We start from the raw sequence: 16,895 nt of genomic DNA, 5'->3' as shown, positions 1-16,895 counted from the left end.
GGTCCCGATGCACGGGTATCCGGCGCCTCCGGTGGGGTTGCCGCCCTGCATGCCGGGGCGCGGCGCTGGGCGCGGCATGGGCCCTACGGGGCCGCCGCGTTTCCTGTCGCGACCCGATCGACCGGCCGTCTACACTCGACGGCCCGTTTCCCGCACGGACGAGTCGCTCCATGACCCTCGACATCCGCAGGCGCCGCCTGCTGCAGGCCGGCGCGCTGGCCGCGCTCTCGACCGCCCTGCCCGGCCTCGCCCGCTCGCGGGATCTCGATGCGGGCACGACCGCCGAGCAGGCCACCGCAGGTCTCGACCTGCGCGGTCGCACCATCGTCGTCACCGGCTGCAACTCCGGCATCGGCCGGGAAACCATGCGCGTGCTGGCCCTGCGCGGCGCGCACGTGATCGGCACCGCGCGTTCGCGTGCCACCGGCGAGGCCGCATGCGCGGCGATCGAAGGCCGGGCCACACCGGTCGTCCTGGATCTTGCGGATTTCGATTCGGTCGTCACGGCAAGCGACACGATCCGCGCGCTCGATATTCCGCTCGACGCCGTGGTCTGCAACGCCGGCGTGGTTCTCGACACGCTCGAACAGGTGCGCGGCCTCGAGAAGACGTTCGTCGTGAACCATCTGGGCCACTACCTGCTGGTGCGCCGCCTGCTTGATCGCGTGACCGCCGCGCCGCAGGGCCGCGTCGTGGTGCTGGGCAGCGCCGACGAGCGCAATGCACCGCCCGGCGGCATCCAGTTCGATGACCTGTCGGGCGGGAGCTGGGAGGCGCGCTATGCGCATTCGAAACTCGCCAACGGCCTGTTCTCCCTGGAACTCGCGCGTCGTCTGGCCGGCACGCGCGCGACCTCGAACTGCGTCTCGCCCGGGCACACGCGCACCAACATCCTGCGTAACGTTGGCAATGGCTACCGCAGCGACGCGCGCAGTGTGCAGCAGGGCGCGGCCACGCCGTGCTGGCTCGCGGCCTCGCCCGGCGCGGCAGGCCGAACCGGCGGCTTCTGGCGCGATTTCGCCCCGGCCGCGCAGAGCGATGCCCAGCGCGATCCAGCGATGGCCGCGCGGCTGTGGACAGTGTCGGAAACGCTCGTGCGCGACTGGCTCTGAATCAGATCGCGTCGATGTCGCCGAGCGCGCGGATCAACCGGCGCGCACGCTTGTCGGGTTTCTGCTCGGGTGCCTGGTAGCCGGCCCGGGCCGCACGCAGCTCCGCCATCCGGGTTTCGCGCAGGGCCCGCGACGCATCCGACTCGGTGTACAGCGCGCGCGCCACCGGCGCCGGCCCACGCATGTCCGAGAGGCCAGCCACCACGATGTCGAAGTGTTCTTCGCCACGCGCAATGCGCAGTCCGTCGCCGAGACGTACCGCACGCGACGGCTTTGCGCGCTGTCCGCCGATATCGACCTTGCCGGTCTCGATCGCCTGTTTGGCCAGTGCGCGGGTTTTGAAGAAGCGCGCGGCCCAAAGCCACAGATCGAGGCGGACGCTGGCGGTGGTGTTCGAAGCCTGGATGTCGGTCATGCGGATCGGGTCATGGGTCGGCGGCAGCCGAGGACGGTTCGACAGAACGCGGGAACGCGTCATGGGAACGTCGAGGGAACGCAGTCAGCGATCGTGGATGGGGTCCGATCGCCACCAATCAACGCGCGATGTTCCAAGGTCTGCAACGCCTGCCGCGGCGCAGGCGGGGCTGGCTTTCCGCGTCGGTGCCAATGCAAGCTACCCATGCTTGCATCGGGCATCAGGCATCGGGCTCGCCGCTGCCGCCCGCTTACGGCCGTCCGCAACGCCGTGCAGCTGCAGCGCTATGCGCCACGGCATCTCGCGCGTGGGCGCACGCCCCCGGTACATTGCCCCTACGGCGATGGAGAAGCCCAGAACGCAAACGGCCGCCTTGCGGCGGCCGTCGTGCGACATCGAACGTGGCGATTACTCGCCAGCGGCCGCCGTCTTGGCAGCGGCAGCAGCTTCGCTCTTGGCCGCGGCATCGGCAGCGCGGTCGGCGCGTGCCTTCTCGTTCTTGGCCTTGGCCGAAGCGGACAGATCTTCCTTGATGCGTGCCTTCTTGCCTTCCAGGCCGCGCAGGTAGTACAGCTTGCCGGCGCGGACCTTGCCGCGGCGCTTCACTTCAACCGAGTCGATCTGCGCGCTGTGGCTCTGGAACACGCGCTCGACGCCGAAGCCGTGCGAGATCTTGCGCACAGTGAACGCGGAGTTCAGACCGGCGTTCTTGATCGCGATGACCACACCCTCGTAGGCCTGCACACGCTCGCGGTTGCCTTCCTTCACCTTGACGTTGACGACAACGGTGTCGCCGGGGCCGAAGTCGGGAAGCACGCGCGCGCTCTGCGCGCTTTCGAAGTTCTGCAGCAGGGTGTTCAGGGAGGGCTTGGTGGTCATGGGTCTGGGCCTGTTGGTGTCGTTATAGGCGTGGTGCACGTGGACGCACGCTCTGGCTTGACGAGCTCTTGCGGCTCGGATGAAACGGTCAGCCGCGCATTATACGGGCACGCCACCCGAGAAAGCCAGAGCACCCCACTCCAGCTCAGTCTCCGGAGCGGGGGCTGTCGGGATGCGCGGCGCGCCAGTCCGCGAGCAGGCGGCGATCGGCCTTGCCGAGCGCGGCCTCGTCCAGCAGGTCCGGGCGACGCTCCAGCGTGCGCAGCAACGACTGCTGGCGACGCCACTTGGCGATCTCGGCGTGATTGCCCGACAGCAGCACATCCGGCACCTGGCCCAGGGCGTGCTCGACCGGGCGCGTGTAGTGCGGACAATCCAGCAGGCCGTCACCCTCGAAGCTGTCCTGCACGGCGGATTCTGCATCACCGAGCGCGCCATCCTGCAGCCGGGCGACCGCATCGACGACGACGGCCGCGGCCAGCTCACCGCCCGACAGCACGTAGTCGCCGATCGACAGCTCTTCGTCCACCTCGGCCGCGAGCAGGCGCTCATCGACTCCTTCGTAGCGGCCGCACAGCAGGATCAGCCTGGGCAGGGCGGCGAGTTCGCGCACGTGCGCCTGGGTCAATGGGCGGCCCTGCGGGCTCATGTAGATCACCCGCGCCGGCGCGGGATCGGCCGCGCGGGCGGCAGCGATCGCCGCGCGCAGCGGATCGATCAGCATGACCATGCCGGGACCGCCGCCGAAGGGGCGATCGTCCACCCGGCGGTAGTTGCCCTGGGCGTAGTCGCGAGGATTCCAGCCCTGCAGCGCCAGCAGGCCCCGCTCGCGCGCGCGCCCGACCACACCCACCGCGGCCGCCTGATCGATGAAATCGGGGAACAGACTGACGACGTCGATGCGGATCGGCCCGCGCGCGGGCGTGTCTGACTGGGTATTCGTCTCGGACGTCATCGCGTGTCTGCTCCTGCCCGGGCGGGGCCGCGCTCGACATGTCCTGCCGAGCGCGGAAGGACGGACACGTCCATGGGGAACGACGCCGTCGATCCGCTGATGGCTAGAACTCGGGATCCCAGTCGACGGTCACGACGCCGGCGTCGAAATCCACCGAGACGATGTAGTCCGGAACCAGGAACGGGATCATCCGCTCACGTTCGCCCTGCGCCACCAGCACGTCGTTGGCACCGGTGGAGAACAGGTGCGAGACCACGCCGAAATCGCTGCCGTCGGTATTGCGTACCGCCAGGCCCTCGAGATCGACCCAGTAGTACTCACCCGGTTGCGGCGGCGGAAGCGCCTCGCGCGCCACCCAGATCTCGAGGCCACGGGTGGCTTCGGCGCCATCACGGTCCTCGACGCCCGGCAGCGTGGCAACGATGCCCTTCGGCGTCTCGCGGCCCCGCGCGCCTTCCAGCGTGCGCTCGGTGCCGCGCGCATCGCGCAACACCCAGGGCTGGTAACGGAAAATGGCACTGCGCGGCTCGGTGAACGACTCGAGCTTCACTTCGCCACGCACGCCGAACGCGCCATGGACCTTGCCCAGCTGGATCATCCGCTGGGGAGGCTGGCGCGTCGGGTTATTCATTGCGTGACATGGCCGCGCGCTGGGCGCGGCCGCGACATCAGGCGGCGGCAGCCGCAACGGCCGTCTTGCCCGCGTCCTTGTACAGGGCACGGACCTTGTCGGTCATCTGGGCGCCATTGGAAACCCAATGGTCGATGCGGGCGGCGTCGAGGACGACGCGCTGCTCGCCACCGGTCGCGACCGGGTTGTAGTAACCCACGCGCTCGATGTTGCGGCCGTCGCGCGCACTGCGCGAGTCGGTCACGACGATGTGGTAGAACGGACGCTTCTTGGCGCCACCGCGCGCGAGACGGATCTTGACCATTGCTTTGCTTCCTGTGTTGCCCAGTCGCCAGGGTGGCGAGGTAAGCCGGTGATTATAGCGGGAATCCCGGGATCCGGCACAAGCACCCGGCCGTAGCCCGCCTCAGGCCACCACCGTCCGCGGCTGCGTCCCCAGCGCCCGATCCAGCAGCGCCAACAGGCCCGGATCCACTGTCAGGGCCCGGCCGTCAACGTCCCCGATCAGCTGCTGCCCGCGCGCATTGCAGGTAAACGCGGCCATACCGGAGTCAAGCTCCGCCAGCATGACCGGGCGCACCGCCTGGGGCACACCGAGCGCCGCCAGGCCAGCCTGTAGCAGGCGCTCCCGGGTGCCGCGCAGGGCATCGGCCTGCGGCCAGGCAACAGTCACACCGTCCCAAAGCCCGAGGTTCCAGACCGACCCCTCGACCACCTCCCCCTGGCCGTCGACGAACAGGGCATCGTCGGCGCCGGCTTCCCGGGCGAGCCGCTGACGCTGGAACTGCGCGAACGTGCCGACATGCTTGATCGTCGGCGTATCGCGCTGGAACACGAACGAGCGCAGGCGCAGCGGCCCCACTCCCGGCTCGGCCGGCGGCGACAACGCGACAAGCAGACCCAACGGCACCTGGGCATCGAGCGCGGACGGCACGACGGTGATGCGCACGGTCGCATCCCGCACCCCGGTCTCCACCACGGCCGCGCGCAACGACGCACGCACACGATCCGGATCCAGACCGATGCCGAACAGCGCGCGCGAGGCCTCATCGAGGCGCTGCAGGTGCAGATCCAGGCCCAGTACCGCCCTCTCACGCAGCTGGAAGGTCGTGAAATGGCCATCGTTGCGCAGCGCCGGGACGGCCAGATCCTGCAGCGTGGCCGGCCGACCGTTCCAGTAAAGCGCCATCATCGCGCCCCTCCCTGACGCGCACGGCGGCATCGCACAAGCGGAAGCAGGGGTGCGCCGACGGCGATTGGGGGGAACCGGCCCGCACCGGCCGACACTGACGGGCGGGACCGGGCGACATCGCGCCGCACCGGGCGCGATGCCCGCGATGACCCGCCCGGGCGCGTCGCGGAGGACCTGCGGGCCATCCCCAACCGCCCGCGCGCCGGAGTGCTCAGCGGAACGGCATGCGGCCCATGCCGCCCATCATGCCCTGCAGGCCTCGCATCATGCCCTTCATGCCGCCGCGGGCCATCTTGCCCATCATCTTTTCCATCTGCATGTACTGCTTCATCAGCTTGTTGACGTCGGCCGGCGTGGTGCCGGAACCGGCGGCGATGCGCGAGCGCCGCGAGCCGTTGAGCAGGTTGGGATTGCGCCGTTCCTTCTTGGTCATCGAATTGATGATCGCAATCATCCGCGGCACTTCCTTGTTCTGCGCCACCTGCTGCTTGAGGTGTTCGGGCACCTGGCCGAGGCCCGGCAGCTTTTCCATCAGGCTGCCGATGCCGCCCATGTTCTGCATCTGCTCGAGCTGGTCGCGCATGTCGTTGAGGTCGAACTTCTTGCCCTTGGCAACCTTCTCGGCGAGTTTCTGCGCCTTGTCCTTGTCGACCTGGCCTTCGACCTGCTCGACCAGCGACAGCACATCGCCCATGTCGAGGATGCGGCTGGCGACACGTTCGGGATGGAACACATCCAGGCCATCGACCTTCTCGCCGGTGCCGACGAACTTGATCGGCTTGCCGGTGATGTAGCGCACCGACAGCGCCGCGCCGCCGCGGGCGTCGCCGTCGGTCTTGGTCAGCACCACGCCGGTCAGCGGCAACGCTTCGCCGAAGGCCTTGGCCGTCGTGGCGGCGTCCTGGCCGGTCATCGAGTCGACGACGAACAGGGTCTCGACCGGCTTGACCTCGGCATGCAGCGCCTTGATCTCGGCCATCATCGCCTCGTCGATGGCGAGGCGGCCGGCGGTGTCGACGATCAGCACGTCGATGAAGGACTTCTTCGCATCGGCAATGGCGGCGCGCACGATGTCGACCGGCTGCTGGGACGCATCGGACGGGAAGAACGCGACGTCGACCTGCTGGGCCAGCGTCTTCAGCTGCTCGATCGCAGCCGGGCGGTAGACGTCGGCCGAGACCACCATGACCTTCTTCTTGCGCTTTTCCTTGAGCAGTTTGGCGAGCTTGCCGACCGTCGTGGTCTTGCCCGCGCCCTGCAGGCCGGCCATCAGGATGACCGCCGGCGCGGGCACGTTGAGGTTGAGCTCGGTGGCCTGCGCGCCCATCACCGCGGTCAGCTCGTCGCGCACGACCTTGATCAGCGCCTGGCCCGGGGTGAGCGACTTCAGCACTTCCTGGCCGACCGCGCGCACCTTGATCCGCTCGATCAGCGCCTGCACCACCGGCAGGGCCACGTCGGCCTCGAGCAGCGCGATGCGCACCTCGCGGGTCGCTTCGCGGATGTTCTCTTCCGTCAGGCGACCGCGCCCGCGCAGGCGCTCCATGGTGCCGGACAGGCGCTGGGTCAGGGACTCGAACATGCGGGACTCGATGCGGCGGAATACGGTCCGTGATTATAGCGGGCCGGCCCCGGCACCTCGCTGGCGAACGACCGGCGTGCGACACTTCGCCGATGACATTCGTTCTCATTGCTGCCCTGCTCTACCTGCTGGCGGCCGCTGCCCTGGTGCGCGGCGTCGGTCGGGAACCCGCTCCGGCCACGATCTGGTGGGCCGCGCCAGCACTCTGCGCCGTGGCGCTGCACGCGGCCGCGCACCTCGTGGTGTGGCGGGATGTCGGCGCGGAACTGCATTTCTTCGCGGCCCTGTCGCTGGTCAGCCTGGGCATGGCAGTGCTGACCGTGCTCTACGACGCGCGGGGTCGCATGGCCGCGCTCGGGGTCATCGTGTTCCCGATCGCGGCGGTGACGCTCATCGCCTACGGCCAGGCCACGCATACCGCCAGCGACACACTGGACTGGCGCCTGCAGATGCACGCCTGGTTCGCCCTGTTGGCCTACGCCGCGCTTGCGATCGCAGCCCTGCTCGCGCTGCTGCTGATGGCCCAGGAGCGGGCACTGCGGCGGCGCGAATTCCACCGCTGGTTGCGCGCCCTGCCACCGCTGACCGAACTCGAATCGCTGCTGTTCCGCACGATCTGGGTCGGTTTCGTCCTGCTCACCGCCACGCTGGTGACCGGCGTGCTGTTCGTCGACGACTTCTTCGCCCAGCACCTGATGCACAAGACGGTGCTGAGCGTGCTGTCCTGGCTGGCCTTCGGCGCCCTGCTCCTCGGACGCTGGCGCCATGGCTGGCGCGGCGCACGCGCGGTCGGCTGGACGCTGGCCGCGATGGCGCTGCTGGTACTGGCGTTCTTCGGCAGCAAGTTCGTGCTGGAGCTCGTACTCCGACGTACCGGCTGAACGCCTTGCCCAATGCGGCACGCAGGTGGATGGCATCCCTGCGGGCCCTGCCCCGGTCGCGCCCGACGGATGCTCCAGCGCCGCGGGATCGAACCGAAGGGGCTCGGCGCACCGCCGGGCATGCGGTGCTCCCGGCGCGACGTTAGCGCCGCAGCGATCGGAAACTCCTGTCGGATGCGACCGCCCCGCCTGGTCAGCCGATGAGGTAGGGAAGGAGCGCCGATGCCGCCCCCAGCGCCGCACCGCCCAACACTTCCGAATACGAGTGTCGCTCCAGTCGCAGGCGCGACCAACCGAGCAGCGGCGCGCACATCAACCCAACCGCCGCGACCGCAGGCGCAAGCTGCAGCAACGACACACCCGCGAAGGCCAGGCTCGCCATGTGCAACGACAGCTTGATCCAGCGGTTGGCGAGGCCGGCCACGCACAGCATCGCCACCGCGGCGAGTACCCCGGCCGACATGGCCGATCCCGGACCGCCCATCCACAGCCAGTAGCCGCCGGCAAGGAACAACACCAGCCCATACAGCAGGGGCCGCTCCTGCGGGCGCGATGCGTCCACGGTCTGCCAGTGCCCGCCGCGGCGGCGTTGCCAGATGAAGAGCCAGACGATCGCGATCGCCGTGCCCAGGCCCACCAAGGTACGCGCGAGCGATGCGGGCTCGAGCCGCCAGGCTGCGATCAGCGCGAGCGCGCTGAAAACGACAAACGGATGCAGGACGATGGAAACGGCGCGCGCAGCGGCCGTGGCCCTGGAAATACGAAGCATCGCCGGATATCAGCGGGCGTGTCGCGCCGACGCGGCGTCAGATGTGCTCAAGCGCTTCGGCCAGGCGCTCGACGCCGATGACCTCCATGCCCTTGAAATTTCCGGTTTTGGGCGCGTTGGCCCTGGCGACGATCGCGCGCCTGAACCCGTGCGTTGCGGCTTCGCGCAGGCGCTCCTCGCCGTTGGGCACGGGGCGGATCTCGCCGCTCAGGCCCACTTCGCCGAACGCGATGGTCTTGTCCGGCAGCGGCGCATCGCGCAGCGAGGACAGCACCGACAGCAGCACGGGCAGATCGGCCGCGGTCTCCTGCACCCGGATGCCACCGACGACGTTGACGAACACGTCCTGGTCGCCGGTCATGATGCCGCCGTGGCGGTGCAGAACCGCCAGCAGCATCGCCAGGCGATTGCCTTCCATGCCCACTGCCACGCGCCGCGGATTCGACAGCGGCGAGGCATCCACCAGCGCCTGCACCTCGACCAGCAACGGCCGTGTGCCCTCGCGCGTGACCATCACGCAACTGCCCGGCTGCGGCGTGCTGCCGCCAGAGAGGAAGATCGCCGACGGATTGGGGACTTCCTTCAGGCCCTTGTCGCCCATCGCGAACACGCCGAGCTCGTTGACCGCGCCGAAGCGGTTCTTGAACGCCCGCATGACCCGGAAGCGGCTGCCGCTGTCGCCTTCGAAATACAGCACCGCATCGACCATGTGCTCGAGCACCCGCGGACCGGCGATGCCGCCTTCCTTGGTCACATGGCCGACCAGGAACACGGCGGTGCCGGTCTCCTTGGCATAGCGCACCAGGCGCGCGGCGGACTCGCGGACCTGGCTCACCGAACCCGGCGCCGCGGTCAGCGATTCGGTCCACAGGGTCTGGATCGAATCGGCAATGATCAGCTTGGGGCGCAGCTCGGATGCGTGCTGGAGGATGCGTTCGATGCCGGTCTCGGCCAGCGCATGCAGCCCGTCGAGCGACAGGCCGAGCCGCACCGCGCGCCCGGCGACCTGGGCCAGCGATTCCTCGCCGGTGACGTAGAGCCCCGGCAAGGTGCCGGCCATCTGCGCCAGCGCCTGCAGCAGCAGAGTCGACTTGCCGATACCCGGGTCTCCTCCGACCAGCACCACCGCACCTTCCACCAGGCCGCCGCCGAGCACGCGGTCGAACTCGCCGATGCCGGTCGACACCCGCACGTCCTCGCCCTGCTGGACGTCCTTGAGTGCCATGACCCTGGGCGCGTCGATCTTGCCGGCCCAGCCGCTGCGGCGCGAGGCCGGCGACTTCGCCGCCGCTGCGCTCTCGAGCACGATCTCGGAGATCGAATCCCAGGCGCCGCAGGCACTGCACTGGCCCTGCCACTTGTTGAAGTCGGCGCCGCACTCGTTGCAGACGAAGGCGGTTCGGGCTTTGGTGACAGTCTTGGCCACGGAGAGATGTCTGCGGAGAACGACGCGGCAGCATAGCCGAGCACCGTCGCAGCACAGGAGACCGGCAGCCTCCCGCGCCGGCAATCCAAAACGCGAGTCCAAGGCCGGTGATGCGACCCCCATCACAAATTCGGCACGCGACCGCGAGGCGCGTCTACAATTTCTCCGTCACTTCCAGTGACCAACCATGGGCCCGCTGAAGCACGTGCCGTATTACGACAATATCGCCGATCGCTCCCGGACGCCCGCGCTGCGGTTCGTCTCCCGCATCCATCGCATGCGCATGCTCGGCACCGCGCTCTGCGCGCTGCCCATCGCCTCGGTCCTGCTCGAACGTGACGCGCCGGGATGGGTCTGGACCGCGTTGTTGTTCAACGTGCTCGTCTGGCCGCAGATTGCATGGCTGCTCGCCGGCCGCGCGCGCGATCCCGCAGCGTTGGAGTACCGCAATCTCGTGCTGGATGCCGCGGCGGGCGGAGCCTGGATCGCCGCGATCGGCGTCGGCCTGATACCGACGGCGGTGCTGCTCAGCGTGTTGGCCGCGGATCGTTTTGCCGCCGGCGGATGGCGCCTGGTCGCACGCGCCCTCCCCGCGCTGCTCGCTGCCTTTGCGGTCACTTGGGTGCTCGCAGGCCGGCCATTCGAGCCCGAGACATCGACGCGCACGATGGTCGCCTGCCTGCCGCTGATATTGGGCTACCAGCTCGCGCTGAGCGCGGTGACCTGGCGGCTCGGCCGCACCATCGCGCGGCACAACCGCGAACTGGAGCGCATCACACGGACCGATTCGGCGAGCAACCTGCCCAATCGCCGTCATTTCGATGCGCGCGCAGCTCATGCGGTCAAGCTGTTCAAGCGCAGCGGCCGCCAGGCGGCGCTGCTGCTGATCGACATCGACAACTTCAAGGCCACGAACGACCGCTACGGGCATGGCATGGGCGACATTGTCGTGCGACGTGTCGGCGAGGTCCTGCGTGGCGTGGCAGCGGGCGACGACGTTCCGGCACGCTTCGGCGGTGACGAGTTCGCACTGCTGCTGGCACCGGCGGACCGCGAGCGCGCGCTCGTGGTGGCCGAGCGGGTACGCATCGGAATCGCCGATCTCGTGTTCGAAGCCGAGCCCGGGATGCGCTGTACGGTAAGTATCGGCCTGGCCGAGACGCGGAGCGCCCATGCCGCGCTCGCCGACTGGATCCGCGACGTGGACGCCGCGCTGTACCGGGCCAAGGCGGCGGGCCGCGATCGCGTCGAAGCCGGCTGAGCCTGCATCGCCCACGAAAAAGGCGACCCGCGGGTCGCCTTTCGTCGAACTGGTGCCGGAAATAGGAATCGAACCTACGACCTACGCATTACGAATGCGCCGCTCTACCAACTGAGCTATTCCGGCTTGGGACGCGAATTCTAGGGAGCGCAGGCCTCGCGGTCAATCGACCAGTTGCAGGCGCAGTTCCTTGGGCAGGGCGAAGACCATGTTCTCCGGCTCGCCAGCCAGCTCGCGCACGCCATGCGCGCCGAGCTGCTGCAGCCGATCGAGCACGCCCTGCACGAGCACGTCGGGCGCCGATGCGCCCGCGGTCACCCCGATGTGCCGCCGCCCCTCGATCCAGCGCGGATCGATCTCGTCGGCACCGTCGATCAGATAGGCCTCCACGCCGTCGCGCTCGGCCAGCTCGCGCAGACGGTTGGAGTTGGAGCTGTTGGGGGACCCGACCACGAGGATCAGATCGCATTCCCGCGCCAGATCGCGCACCGCGTCCTGGCGATTCTGGGTTGCGTAGCAGATGTCGTCATGCTTCGGTCCCTGGATCATCGGAAATCGGGCCCGCAGCGCTGCGATGACACTGCGCGTGTCGTCGACCGAAAGCGTGGTCTGCGTCGTATAGGCGAAGTTGTCGGGCTGTCCGACCACCAGCGCCTCGACGTCGGCCTCGTCCTCGACGAGATAGATCGAGCCCAGGCCCGCTTCGGCGCGCCACTGGCCCATCGTGCCTTCGACTTCCGGGTGACCCGCGTGACCGATCAGCACGACATCGCGTCCGGCGCGACAATGCCGCGCCACCTCGAAGTGCACCTTGGTCACCAGCGGACACGTCGCGTCGAACACCTTGAGACCGCGCCGACCGGCCTCCTCGCGCACGGCCTGGGAGACGCCATGGGCGCTGAAGATCACCGTATTGCCATCGGGCACTTCATCGAGTTCCTCGACGAAGATCGCGCCGCGGCACTTGAGGTCTTCGACCACGAACCGGTTGTGCACGACCTCATGGCGAACGTAGATCGGGGCGCCGAGCGTCTCGATCGCGCGCTTGACGATCTCGATCGCGCGGTCGACACCGGCGCAGAAGCCGCGGGGATTGGCGAGGACGATGTCCATAAGAATCCAAGTTTACCGGAGCCTGTGGCGCCGAAACGGAACAGAAGCACGACGGGGCGTCTCCCGCACGGCCCATACGCCCCTCTCCCCATGGGAGAGGGGAACGGGGTGAGGGCGCGGGAATGCTTCCCATGAGCCCTGAATATGCTCGGGATCTGCAGAGACATCGCGCAAGCCCCCCCCTCACCCGACGCGCTCTACGCGTCGACCTCTCCCGAAGGGCGAGGTGCCGACCACGCTGACGCGGTCTACTTCGACTTCTTCGCCGGGAAAAACCCGAACAGAACGATCCCGATCGCGCCGCCGACGATCGCAGCATCGGCGAGGTTGAACGCCGGCCAGTAATGGTCCTGCCAATGCCACTGGATGAAGTCGACCACATGTCCGTGGATCTGCCGGTCGATGACATTGCCAAGCGCACCGCCGATCACCAGCGCGAACGGCAGCGCCGTGCGCCAGTCGCGACGCGGCGTCTTCGCCAGCCACCAGGCCAGGGTGCCGCTGATGGCGATCGCCAGGATCGTGAAGAACCATTTCTGCCAGCCGCCGGCGTCGGCGAGGAAGCTGAAGGCCGCACCGGTGTTGTAGGTGCGGTACCAGTTCCAGAAGCCGTCGATGACCGGAATCGCGGTGTATTCCGGCAGCGAGGTCAGCACCCAGTACTTGGTCAGCTGGTCGAGCACGATCACGACCGCCGAGAGCACCAGCCACGGCAGGGCGTTTGGCGTCACCTTGGCCATCAGAACCACCTCCGGATTTCGCCCTGTCCGTCACGGCCGTCGGTCGCGATGTTCCCCACGCAGCGGCCGCACAGTTCGGGATGGTCGGCATCCGCGCCGACATCGCCGCGACGCTGCCAGCAGCGCACGCACTTGGGCTTGCCGGTTGCGCGCGCGGACACGCCGATCGCGCTCGCATCACCGCCGTCGACGATGGACACGTCGCCGCTGATCAGCAGGAAGCGCAGCTCGTCGACGACCGGCGACAACCAGGCCGCGTCCGGGGGGCTGCAAGCCAGCTCGATCTCGGCATCGAGCGCCGCGCCGATCTCGCCGCTGGCGCGCATGGGCTCGAGCACCTTGGACACGCGCTCGCGCAGCTCCAGCACGCGGTCGAAATCCTGCGCTGTCCAGCCGGCATCGCTGCCCAGCTCGGCCAGTCCCGTGTACCAGGTCGCGAACTGCACGTTGGCCTCGCGCACGCCCTGCGCGGGCGGCGGCAGGTGGCCCCACAGCTCCTCGGCGGTGAAGCTCAGCACCGGCGCGATCCAGCGGGTGAACGCTTCGGCCACGTGATACATCGCGGTCTGCGCACTGCGGCGGCCGACCGAATGCTCGGGCATCGTGTAGAGGCGGTCCTTGGTGACATCGAGATACAGCGAGCCGAGGTCGACGCTGCAGAAGTTCGACAACGCCTGCACGATCTCGGCGAAGTCGTAACGCGCGTAGGCGTTCTCGATACGCGTCTGCAGCTGGGCCGCGCGATGCACGATCCAGCGGTCGAGCGCGACCATGTCCTGCGGCGCGACGAGATCGCGCGCCGGCTCGAACCCGGCCAGGTTGCCGAGCAGGAAACGCGCGGTATTGCGGATGCGGCGATAGGCATCGGCGGTGCGCTTGAGGATCTCCTGCGACAGCGACATCTCGTTGCTGTAGTCGGCCGACGCGATCCACAGGCGCAGGATGTCGGCGCCCAGCGTCTTCATGATGTCCTGCGGCTCGATGCCGTTGCCCAGCGACTTCGACATCTTGCGGCCGTGCTCGTCGACGGTGAAGCCGTGCGTCAGGCACTGCCGATACGGCGCCGCCCGGTCGATCGCGATGCCGGTCAGCAATGAGGATTGGAACCAGCCGCGATGCTGATCGGAGCCTTCGATGTAGAGGTCGGCCGGCTTGTCGAAGCCGCGCGCCCGGAGCACGGCTTCGTGGGTCACACCCGAGTCGAACCAGACATCGAGGATGTCGGTGATCTTGTCGTAATCGGCCGCTTCGTCACCCAGCAGCTCGCTGGCGTCGAGCGTGTACCAGATGTCCACGCCGTGCTGCTCCACGCGGTCGGCGACCAGGCGCATCAGCTCGGTGCTGCGCGGATGCGGCTCGCCGGTTTCGCGATGCACGAACAACGCGATCGGCACGCCCCAGGTGCGCTGGCGCGAGATCGTCCAGTCCGGGCGCCCTTCGACCATGCCGGCAATGCGTGCCTGGCCCCACTCGGGGTACCAGGTGACCGTCTTGATGGCCGCCAGTGCGTCATCGCGCAGGTTGGCCTGCGACATCGAAATGAACCACTGCGGCGTGGCGCGGAACGCGATCGGCGTCTTGTGGCGCCAGCAGTGCGGATAGCTGTGCTCGAGCTTCGCGAACGCGAGCAGGCTGCCCTGCGCGCGCAGCCCGTCGACGATGACGTCGTTGGCCTTCCAGATGTGCAGGCCGGCGAGCGCGGTGTCGCCGATCGGCGGCGTCGACGGCAGATAGACGCCGCGGCCGTCGACCGGGTTGAGTTCGGCCGCGGTATAGCGTTCGAGCAGGCCGTAGGCCTTGCCAACCACGTAGTCTTCCTGGCCGTGACCGGGCGCGGTGTGCACGGCACCGGTGCCGTCCTCGGCCGACACGTGGTCGCCGAGGATCACCGGAATGTCGCGCTCCACGTAGAAGGGATGTGCCAGCAGCAGATGCTCGAGCGCACCGCCGGCCACGCGGCCGTGCACGACCACATCGCCCTCGACGCCGTAGCGATGCAGCGCACGTTCGGCCAGCGCGTCGGCCAGCACCAGCCAGCGGCGGCGCCCGTCCTGCGCCTGCGGGCCTTCGACCAGCGCGTATTCCAGGTCCGCGCCCAGCGAGACCGCCAGCGAGGCCGGCAGCGTCCACGGCGTGGTCGTCCAGATCGGCAGTGCGACCTCAACATCCGCCGGCAGCGTGACGCCGAAAGCCTTCGCGAACGCGGCCGAATCGCGCGCGACGTAGGCCACGTCGATCGCCGGCGAGACCTTGTCGGCGTATTCGATCTCCGCCTCGGCCAGCGCCGAGCCACAGTCGAAGCACCAGTGCACGGGCTTCACGCCACGGGTCAGGTGCCCGTTGTCGACGATCTTGGCCAGCGCGCGGATCTCGTCGGCCTCGAAGCGGAAGTCGAGCGTGCGGTACGGGTTGTCCCAGTCGCCGAGCACGCCCAGCCGCTTGAAGTCGCGACGCTGGATGTCGATCTGCTCGTTGGCGTATTCGCGGCACTTCTGCCGGAATTCCACCGCATCGAGCTTGACGCCGACCTTGCCCCACTTCTTCTCGATCGCGATCTCGATCGGCAACCCGTGGCAATCCCAGCCCGGGATGTAGGGCGCATCGAAGCCCGCCATTCCCTTGGACTTGACGATGATGTCCTTGAGGATCTTGTTGACCGCGTGGCCCAGATGGATCGAGCCGTTCGCATACGGCGGGCCGTCATGCAGCACGAACAGGGGCCGCCCGCGCGCGTGCTCGCGCAGCTGTGCATACAGTCCTTCTTCTTCCCAGCGCGCCAGCATCGCCGGTTCGCGCTTGGGCAGGTCGCCGCGCATCGGGAAATCGGTCGCCGGCAGATGGATCGTCGACTTGTAGGGGTTCTCGGCGCTCACGCGTAATCCTGTCGTTGCGTTTCAAGGGGTGTTGCGGGCGGTGCATCAAGCAGTCCGCGCGCCTGCGCGGCGTCGCGGTCCATCTGCGCGACCAGGGCCGGCAGGTCGTCGAATTTCTCCTCGTCGCGCAGCCGCGCCACGAACTCGACCTCGATGCGGCGTCCGTAGAGATCGCCGTCGAAATCGAACAGGTGCGCCTCGAGCAGGGGCTCGACGCCCCCGACCGTCGGCCGGGTGCCGAAGCTCGACACCGATGGCCAGGGCCGGCTGCGGTCGACGCCGTGCACGCGCGTGGCATAGATGCCGCGCAGCGCCGGCACCTTGCCGCCAAAGCGCAGGTTGGCGGTGGGATAGCCCAGCGTGCGGCCCAACTGCTGGCCACGCACCACCCGACCCGACACCGCATACGGCCGCCCCAGCAGGCGCGCTGCATGTTCGAAGTCACCCGCCACCAGCGCGCTGCGGATATGCGTGCTCGACACACGCTCGCCATCGATGACCAGCGGCTCGATTTCGCCGGCGATGAAGCCCGCCTCGCGGCCCAGCGCCTGCAGCGTCTCCAGATCACCCGCGCGCCTGTGGCCGAAGCGGAAGCCGGGGCCTACCCAGACCTCGCGCGCACGCAGCCGCCGCACCAGGACAGCGTCGACGAAGGCCTCCGGCGACATCGCCGCCATCCGCGCATCGAAGCGCAACAGGCCGATCACGTCGGCACCGAGCGCGCGCAGACCTTCGAACTTGGCACGGACCGGGCCGAGTCGTGGCGGCGGCGAAGCACTGGCGAAGAACTCGCGCGGCAAGGGCTCGAAACTCAGGGCCGCAGCCGCCACGCCCAGCGTATGCGCCCGCGCGACGGCGTGCCGGACCAGGGCCTGGTGCCCCAGGTGCAGCCCATCGAACGCGCCGATGCAGACCACGCTGCCGTCGGCACAGAGGGGCCCGCCGGCGATGTCGCGGAACAGCCTGCTCATGTGGTCCCGTTGCGGCGGGCGCGAAACCGGCGCCCGCGAAAAAGAGTGACCGGCAAGTATAGCCGCCGCCTGCCGCGGGCCGGCGCGCAGCCCGC

The 16,895-nt window shown here is 68.7% G+C and carries 16 protein-coding genes and 1 tRNA gene; 3 read left to right on the top strand and 14 right to left on the bottom strand.

What is annotated here, in order from left to right; genetic code table 11:
- Window positions 1-170 precede the first annotated feature (170 nt).
- A complete protein-coding gene (locus CNR27_RS07455) occupies window positions 171-1,112 on the top strand; it encodes an SDR family NAD(P)-dependent oxidoreductase (RefSeq protein WP_096297617.1) in 942 nt (313 codons plus the stop codon).
- Between the two features lies 1 nt (window position 1,113).
- Here the strand turns inward: CNR27_RS07455 and CNR27_RS07450 are convergent, their stop codons facing one another.
- The 7 genes from CNR27_RS07450 to ffh all read right to left on the bottom strand — a co-directional run bounded on the left by CNR27_RS07450 (window position 1,114) and on the right by ffh (window position 6,766).
- Complete coding sequence (locus CNR27_RS07450; protein ID WP_096300419.1) at window positions 1,114-1,527, bottom strand: RNA-binding S4 domain-containing protein; 414 nt, start codon at window positions 1,525-1,527, stop codon at window positions 1,114-1,116.
- A 408-nt stretch (window positions 1,528-1,935) separates the two neighbouring features.
- Entirely contained in the window at window positions 1,936-2,406 is a 471-nt protein-coding gene (rplS, locus tag CNR27_RS07445; protein WP_096297616.1) for a 50S ribosomal protein L19, read from the bottom strand.
- A gap of 145 nt (window positions 2,407-2,551) precedes the next feature.
- Window positions 2,552-3,313 carry a tRNA (guanosine(37)-N1)-methyltransferase TrmD gene (trmD, locus tag CNR27_RS07440; RefSeq protein ID WP_096300417.1) on the bottom strand — a complete coding sequence of 254 codons (762 nt, stop codon included), beginning with the start codon at window positions 3,311-3,313 and terminating at the stop codon, window positions 2,552-2,554.
- 151 nt (window positions 3,314-3,464) lie between these two features.
- On the bottom strand, window positions 3,465-3,992 hold the full coding sequence (gene rimM / locus CNR27_RS07435) for a ribosome maturation factor RimM (RefSeq protein ID WP_096297615.1): 528 nt from the start codon (window positions 3,990-3,992) through the stop codon (window positions 3,465-3,467).
- A 37-nt stretch (window positions 3,993-4,029) separates the two neighbouring features.
- Window positions 4,030-4,296: a 30S ribosomal protein S16 gene (gene rpsP / locus CNR27_RS07430; RefSeq protein WP_096297614.1), complete on the bottom strand. Its 267-nt coding sequence runs from the start codon at window positions 4,294-4,296 to the stop codon at window positions 4,030-4,032.
- A 102-nt stretch (window positions 4,297-4,398) separates the two neighbouring features.
- Window positions 4,399-5,184, bottom strand: a complete 786-nt coding sequence (locus tag CNR27_RS07425; RefSeq protein ID WP_096297613.1) for an aminotransferase class IV — start codon at window positions 5,182-5,184, stop codon at window positions 4,399-4,401.
- 211 nt (window positions 5,185-5,395) lie between these two features.
- Window positions 5,396-6,766: a signal recognition particle protein gene (ffh, locus tag CNR27_RS07420; RefSeq protein ID WP_096297612.1), complete on the bottom strand. Its 1,371-nt coding sequence runs from the start codon at window positions 6,764-6,766 to the stop codon at window positions 5,396-5,398.
- Window positions 6,767-6,858: 92 nt separating this feature from the next.
- Here ffh and CNR27_RS07415 point away from each other — a divergent pair, with 92 nt between their 5' ends.
- The gene (locus CNR27_RS07415; protein WP_096297611.1) at window positions 6,859-7,647 is read left to right on the top strand and encodes a cytochrome C assembly family protein; all 789 of its coding nucleotides are present in this window, start codon (window positions 6,859-6,861) and stop codon (window positions 7,645-7,647) included.
- Between the two features lie 193 nt (window positions 7,648-7,840).
- Here CNR27_RS07415 and CNR27_RS07410 read toward each other — a convergent pair whose 3' ends face one another.
- Together CNR27_RS07410 and radA are read right to left on the bottom strand one after the other, a co-directional pair.
- Window positions 7,841-8,416, bottom strand: a complete 576-nt coding sequence (locus CNR27_RS07410; protein ID WP_096297610.1) for a hypothetical protein — start codon at window positions 8,414-8,416, stop codon at window positions 7,841-7,843.
- A gap of 37 nt (window positions 8,417-8,453) precedes the next feature.
- Window positions 8,454-9,842: a DNA repair protein RadA gene (gene radA / locus CNR27_RS07405; protein ID WP_245815777.1), complete on the bottom strand. Its 1,389-nt coding sequence runs from the start codon at window positions 9,840-9,842 to the stop codon at window positions 8,454-8,456.
- 187 nt (window positions 9,843-10,029) lie between these two features.
- Between radA and CNR27_RS07400 the strand changes: the two genes are divergently transcribed.
- The gene (locus CNR27_RS07400) at window positions 10,030-11,103 is read left to right on the top strand and encodes a diguanylate cyclase (RefSeq protein ID WP_096297608.1); all 1,074 of its coding nucleotides are present in this window, start codon (window positions 10,030-10,032) and stop codon (window positions 11,101-11,103) included.
- A gap of 50 nt (window positions 11,104-11,153) precedes the next feature.
- Here the strand turns inward: CNR27_RS07400 and CNR27_RS07395 are convergent.
- The 5 genes from CNR27_RS07395 to CNR27_RS07375 form a co-directional block, all read right to left on the bottom strand.
- A tRNA-Thr gene (locus tag CNR27_RS07395) sits at window positions 11,154-11,229 on the bottom strand.
- A 36-nt stretch (window positions 11,230-11,265) separates the two neighbouring features.
- On the bottom strand, window positions 11,266-12,216 hold the full coding sequence (gene ispH, locus CNR27_RS07390) for a 4-hydroxy-3-methylbut-2-enyl diphosphate reductase (protein ID WP_096297607.1): 951 nt from the start codon (window positions 12,214-12,216) through the stop codon (window positions 11,266-11,268).
- Window positions 12,217-12,464: 248 nt separating this feature from the next.
- Complete coding sequence (gene lspA / locus CNR27_RS07385) at window positions 12,465-12,956, bottom strand: signal peptidase II (RefSeq protein ID WP_096297606.1); 492 nt, start codon at window positions 12,954-12,956, stop codon at window positions 12,465-12,467.
- Entirely contained in the window at window positions 12,956-15,772 is a 2,817-nt protein-coding gene (gene ileS / locus CNR27_RS07380; RefSeq protein WP_222843144.1) for an isoleucine--tRNA ligase, read from the bottom strand. The genes lspA and ileS overlap by 1 nt, the downstream gene beginning before the upstream one ends.
- A gap of 53 nt (window positions 15,773-15,825) precedes the next feature.
- Window positions 15,826-16,800, bottom strand: coding sequence for a bifunctional riboflavin kinase/FAD synthetase (locus tag CNR27_RS07375; protein WP_096297604.1), 975 nt, complete (start codon window positions 16,798-16,800; stop codon window positions 15,826-15,828).
- Window positions 16,801-16,895 lie beyond the last annotated feature (95 nt).

The sequence above is a fragment of the Luteimonas chenhongjianii genome (assembly GCF_002327105.1).
GTDB lineage: Bacteria > Pseudomonadota > Gammaproteobacteria > Xanthomonadales > Xanthomonadaceae > Luteimonas > Luteimonas chenhongjianii.
Note: the sequence above shows the minus strand (reverse complement) of the source record. Positions and strands in the feature narration are given on the sequence as shown.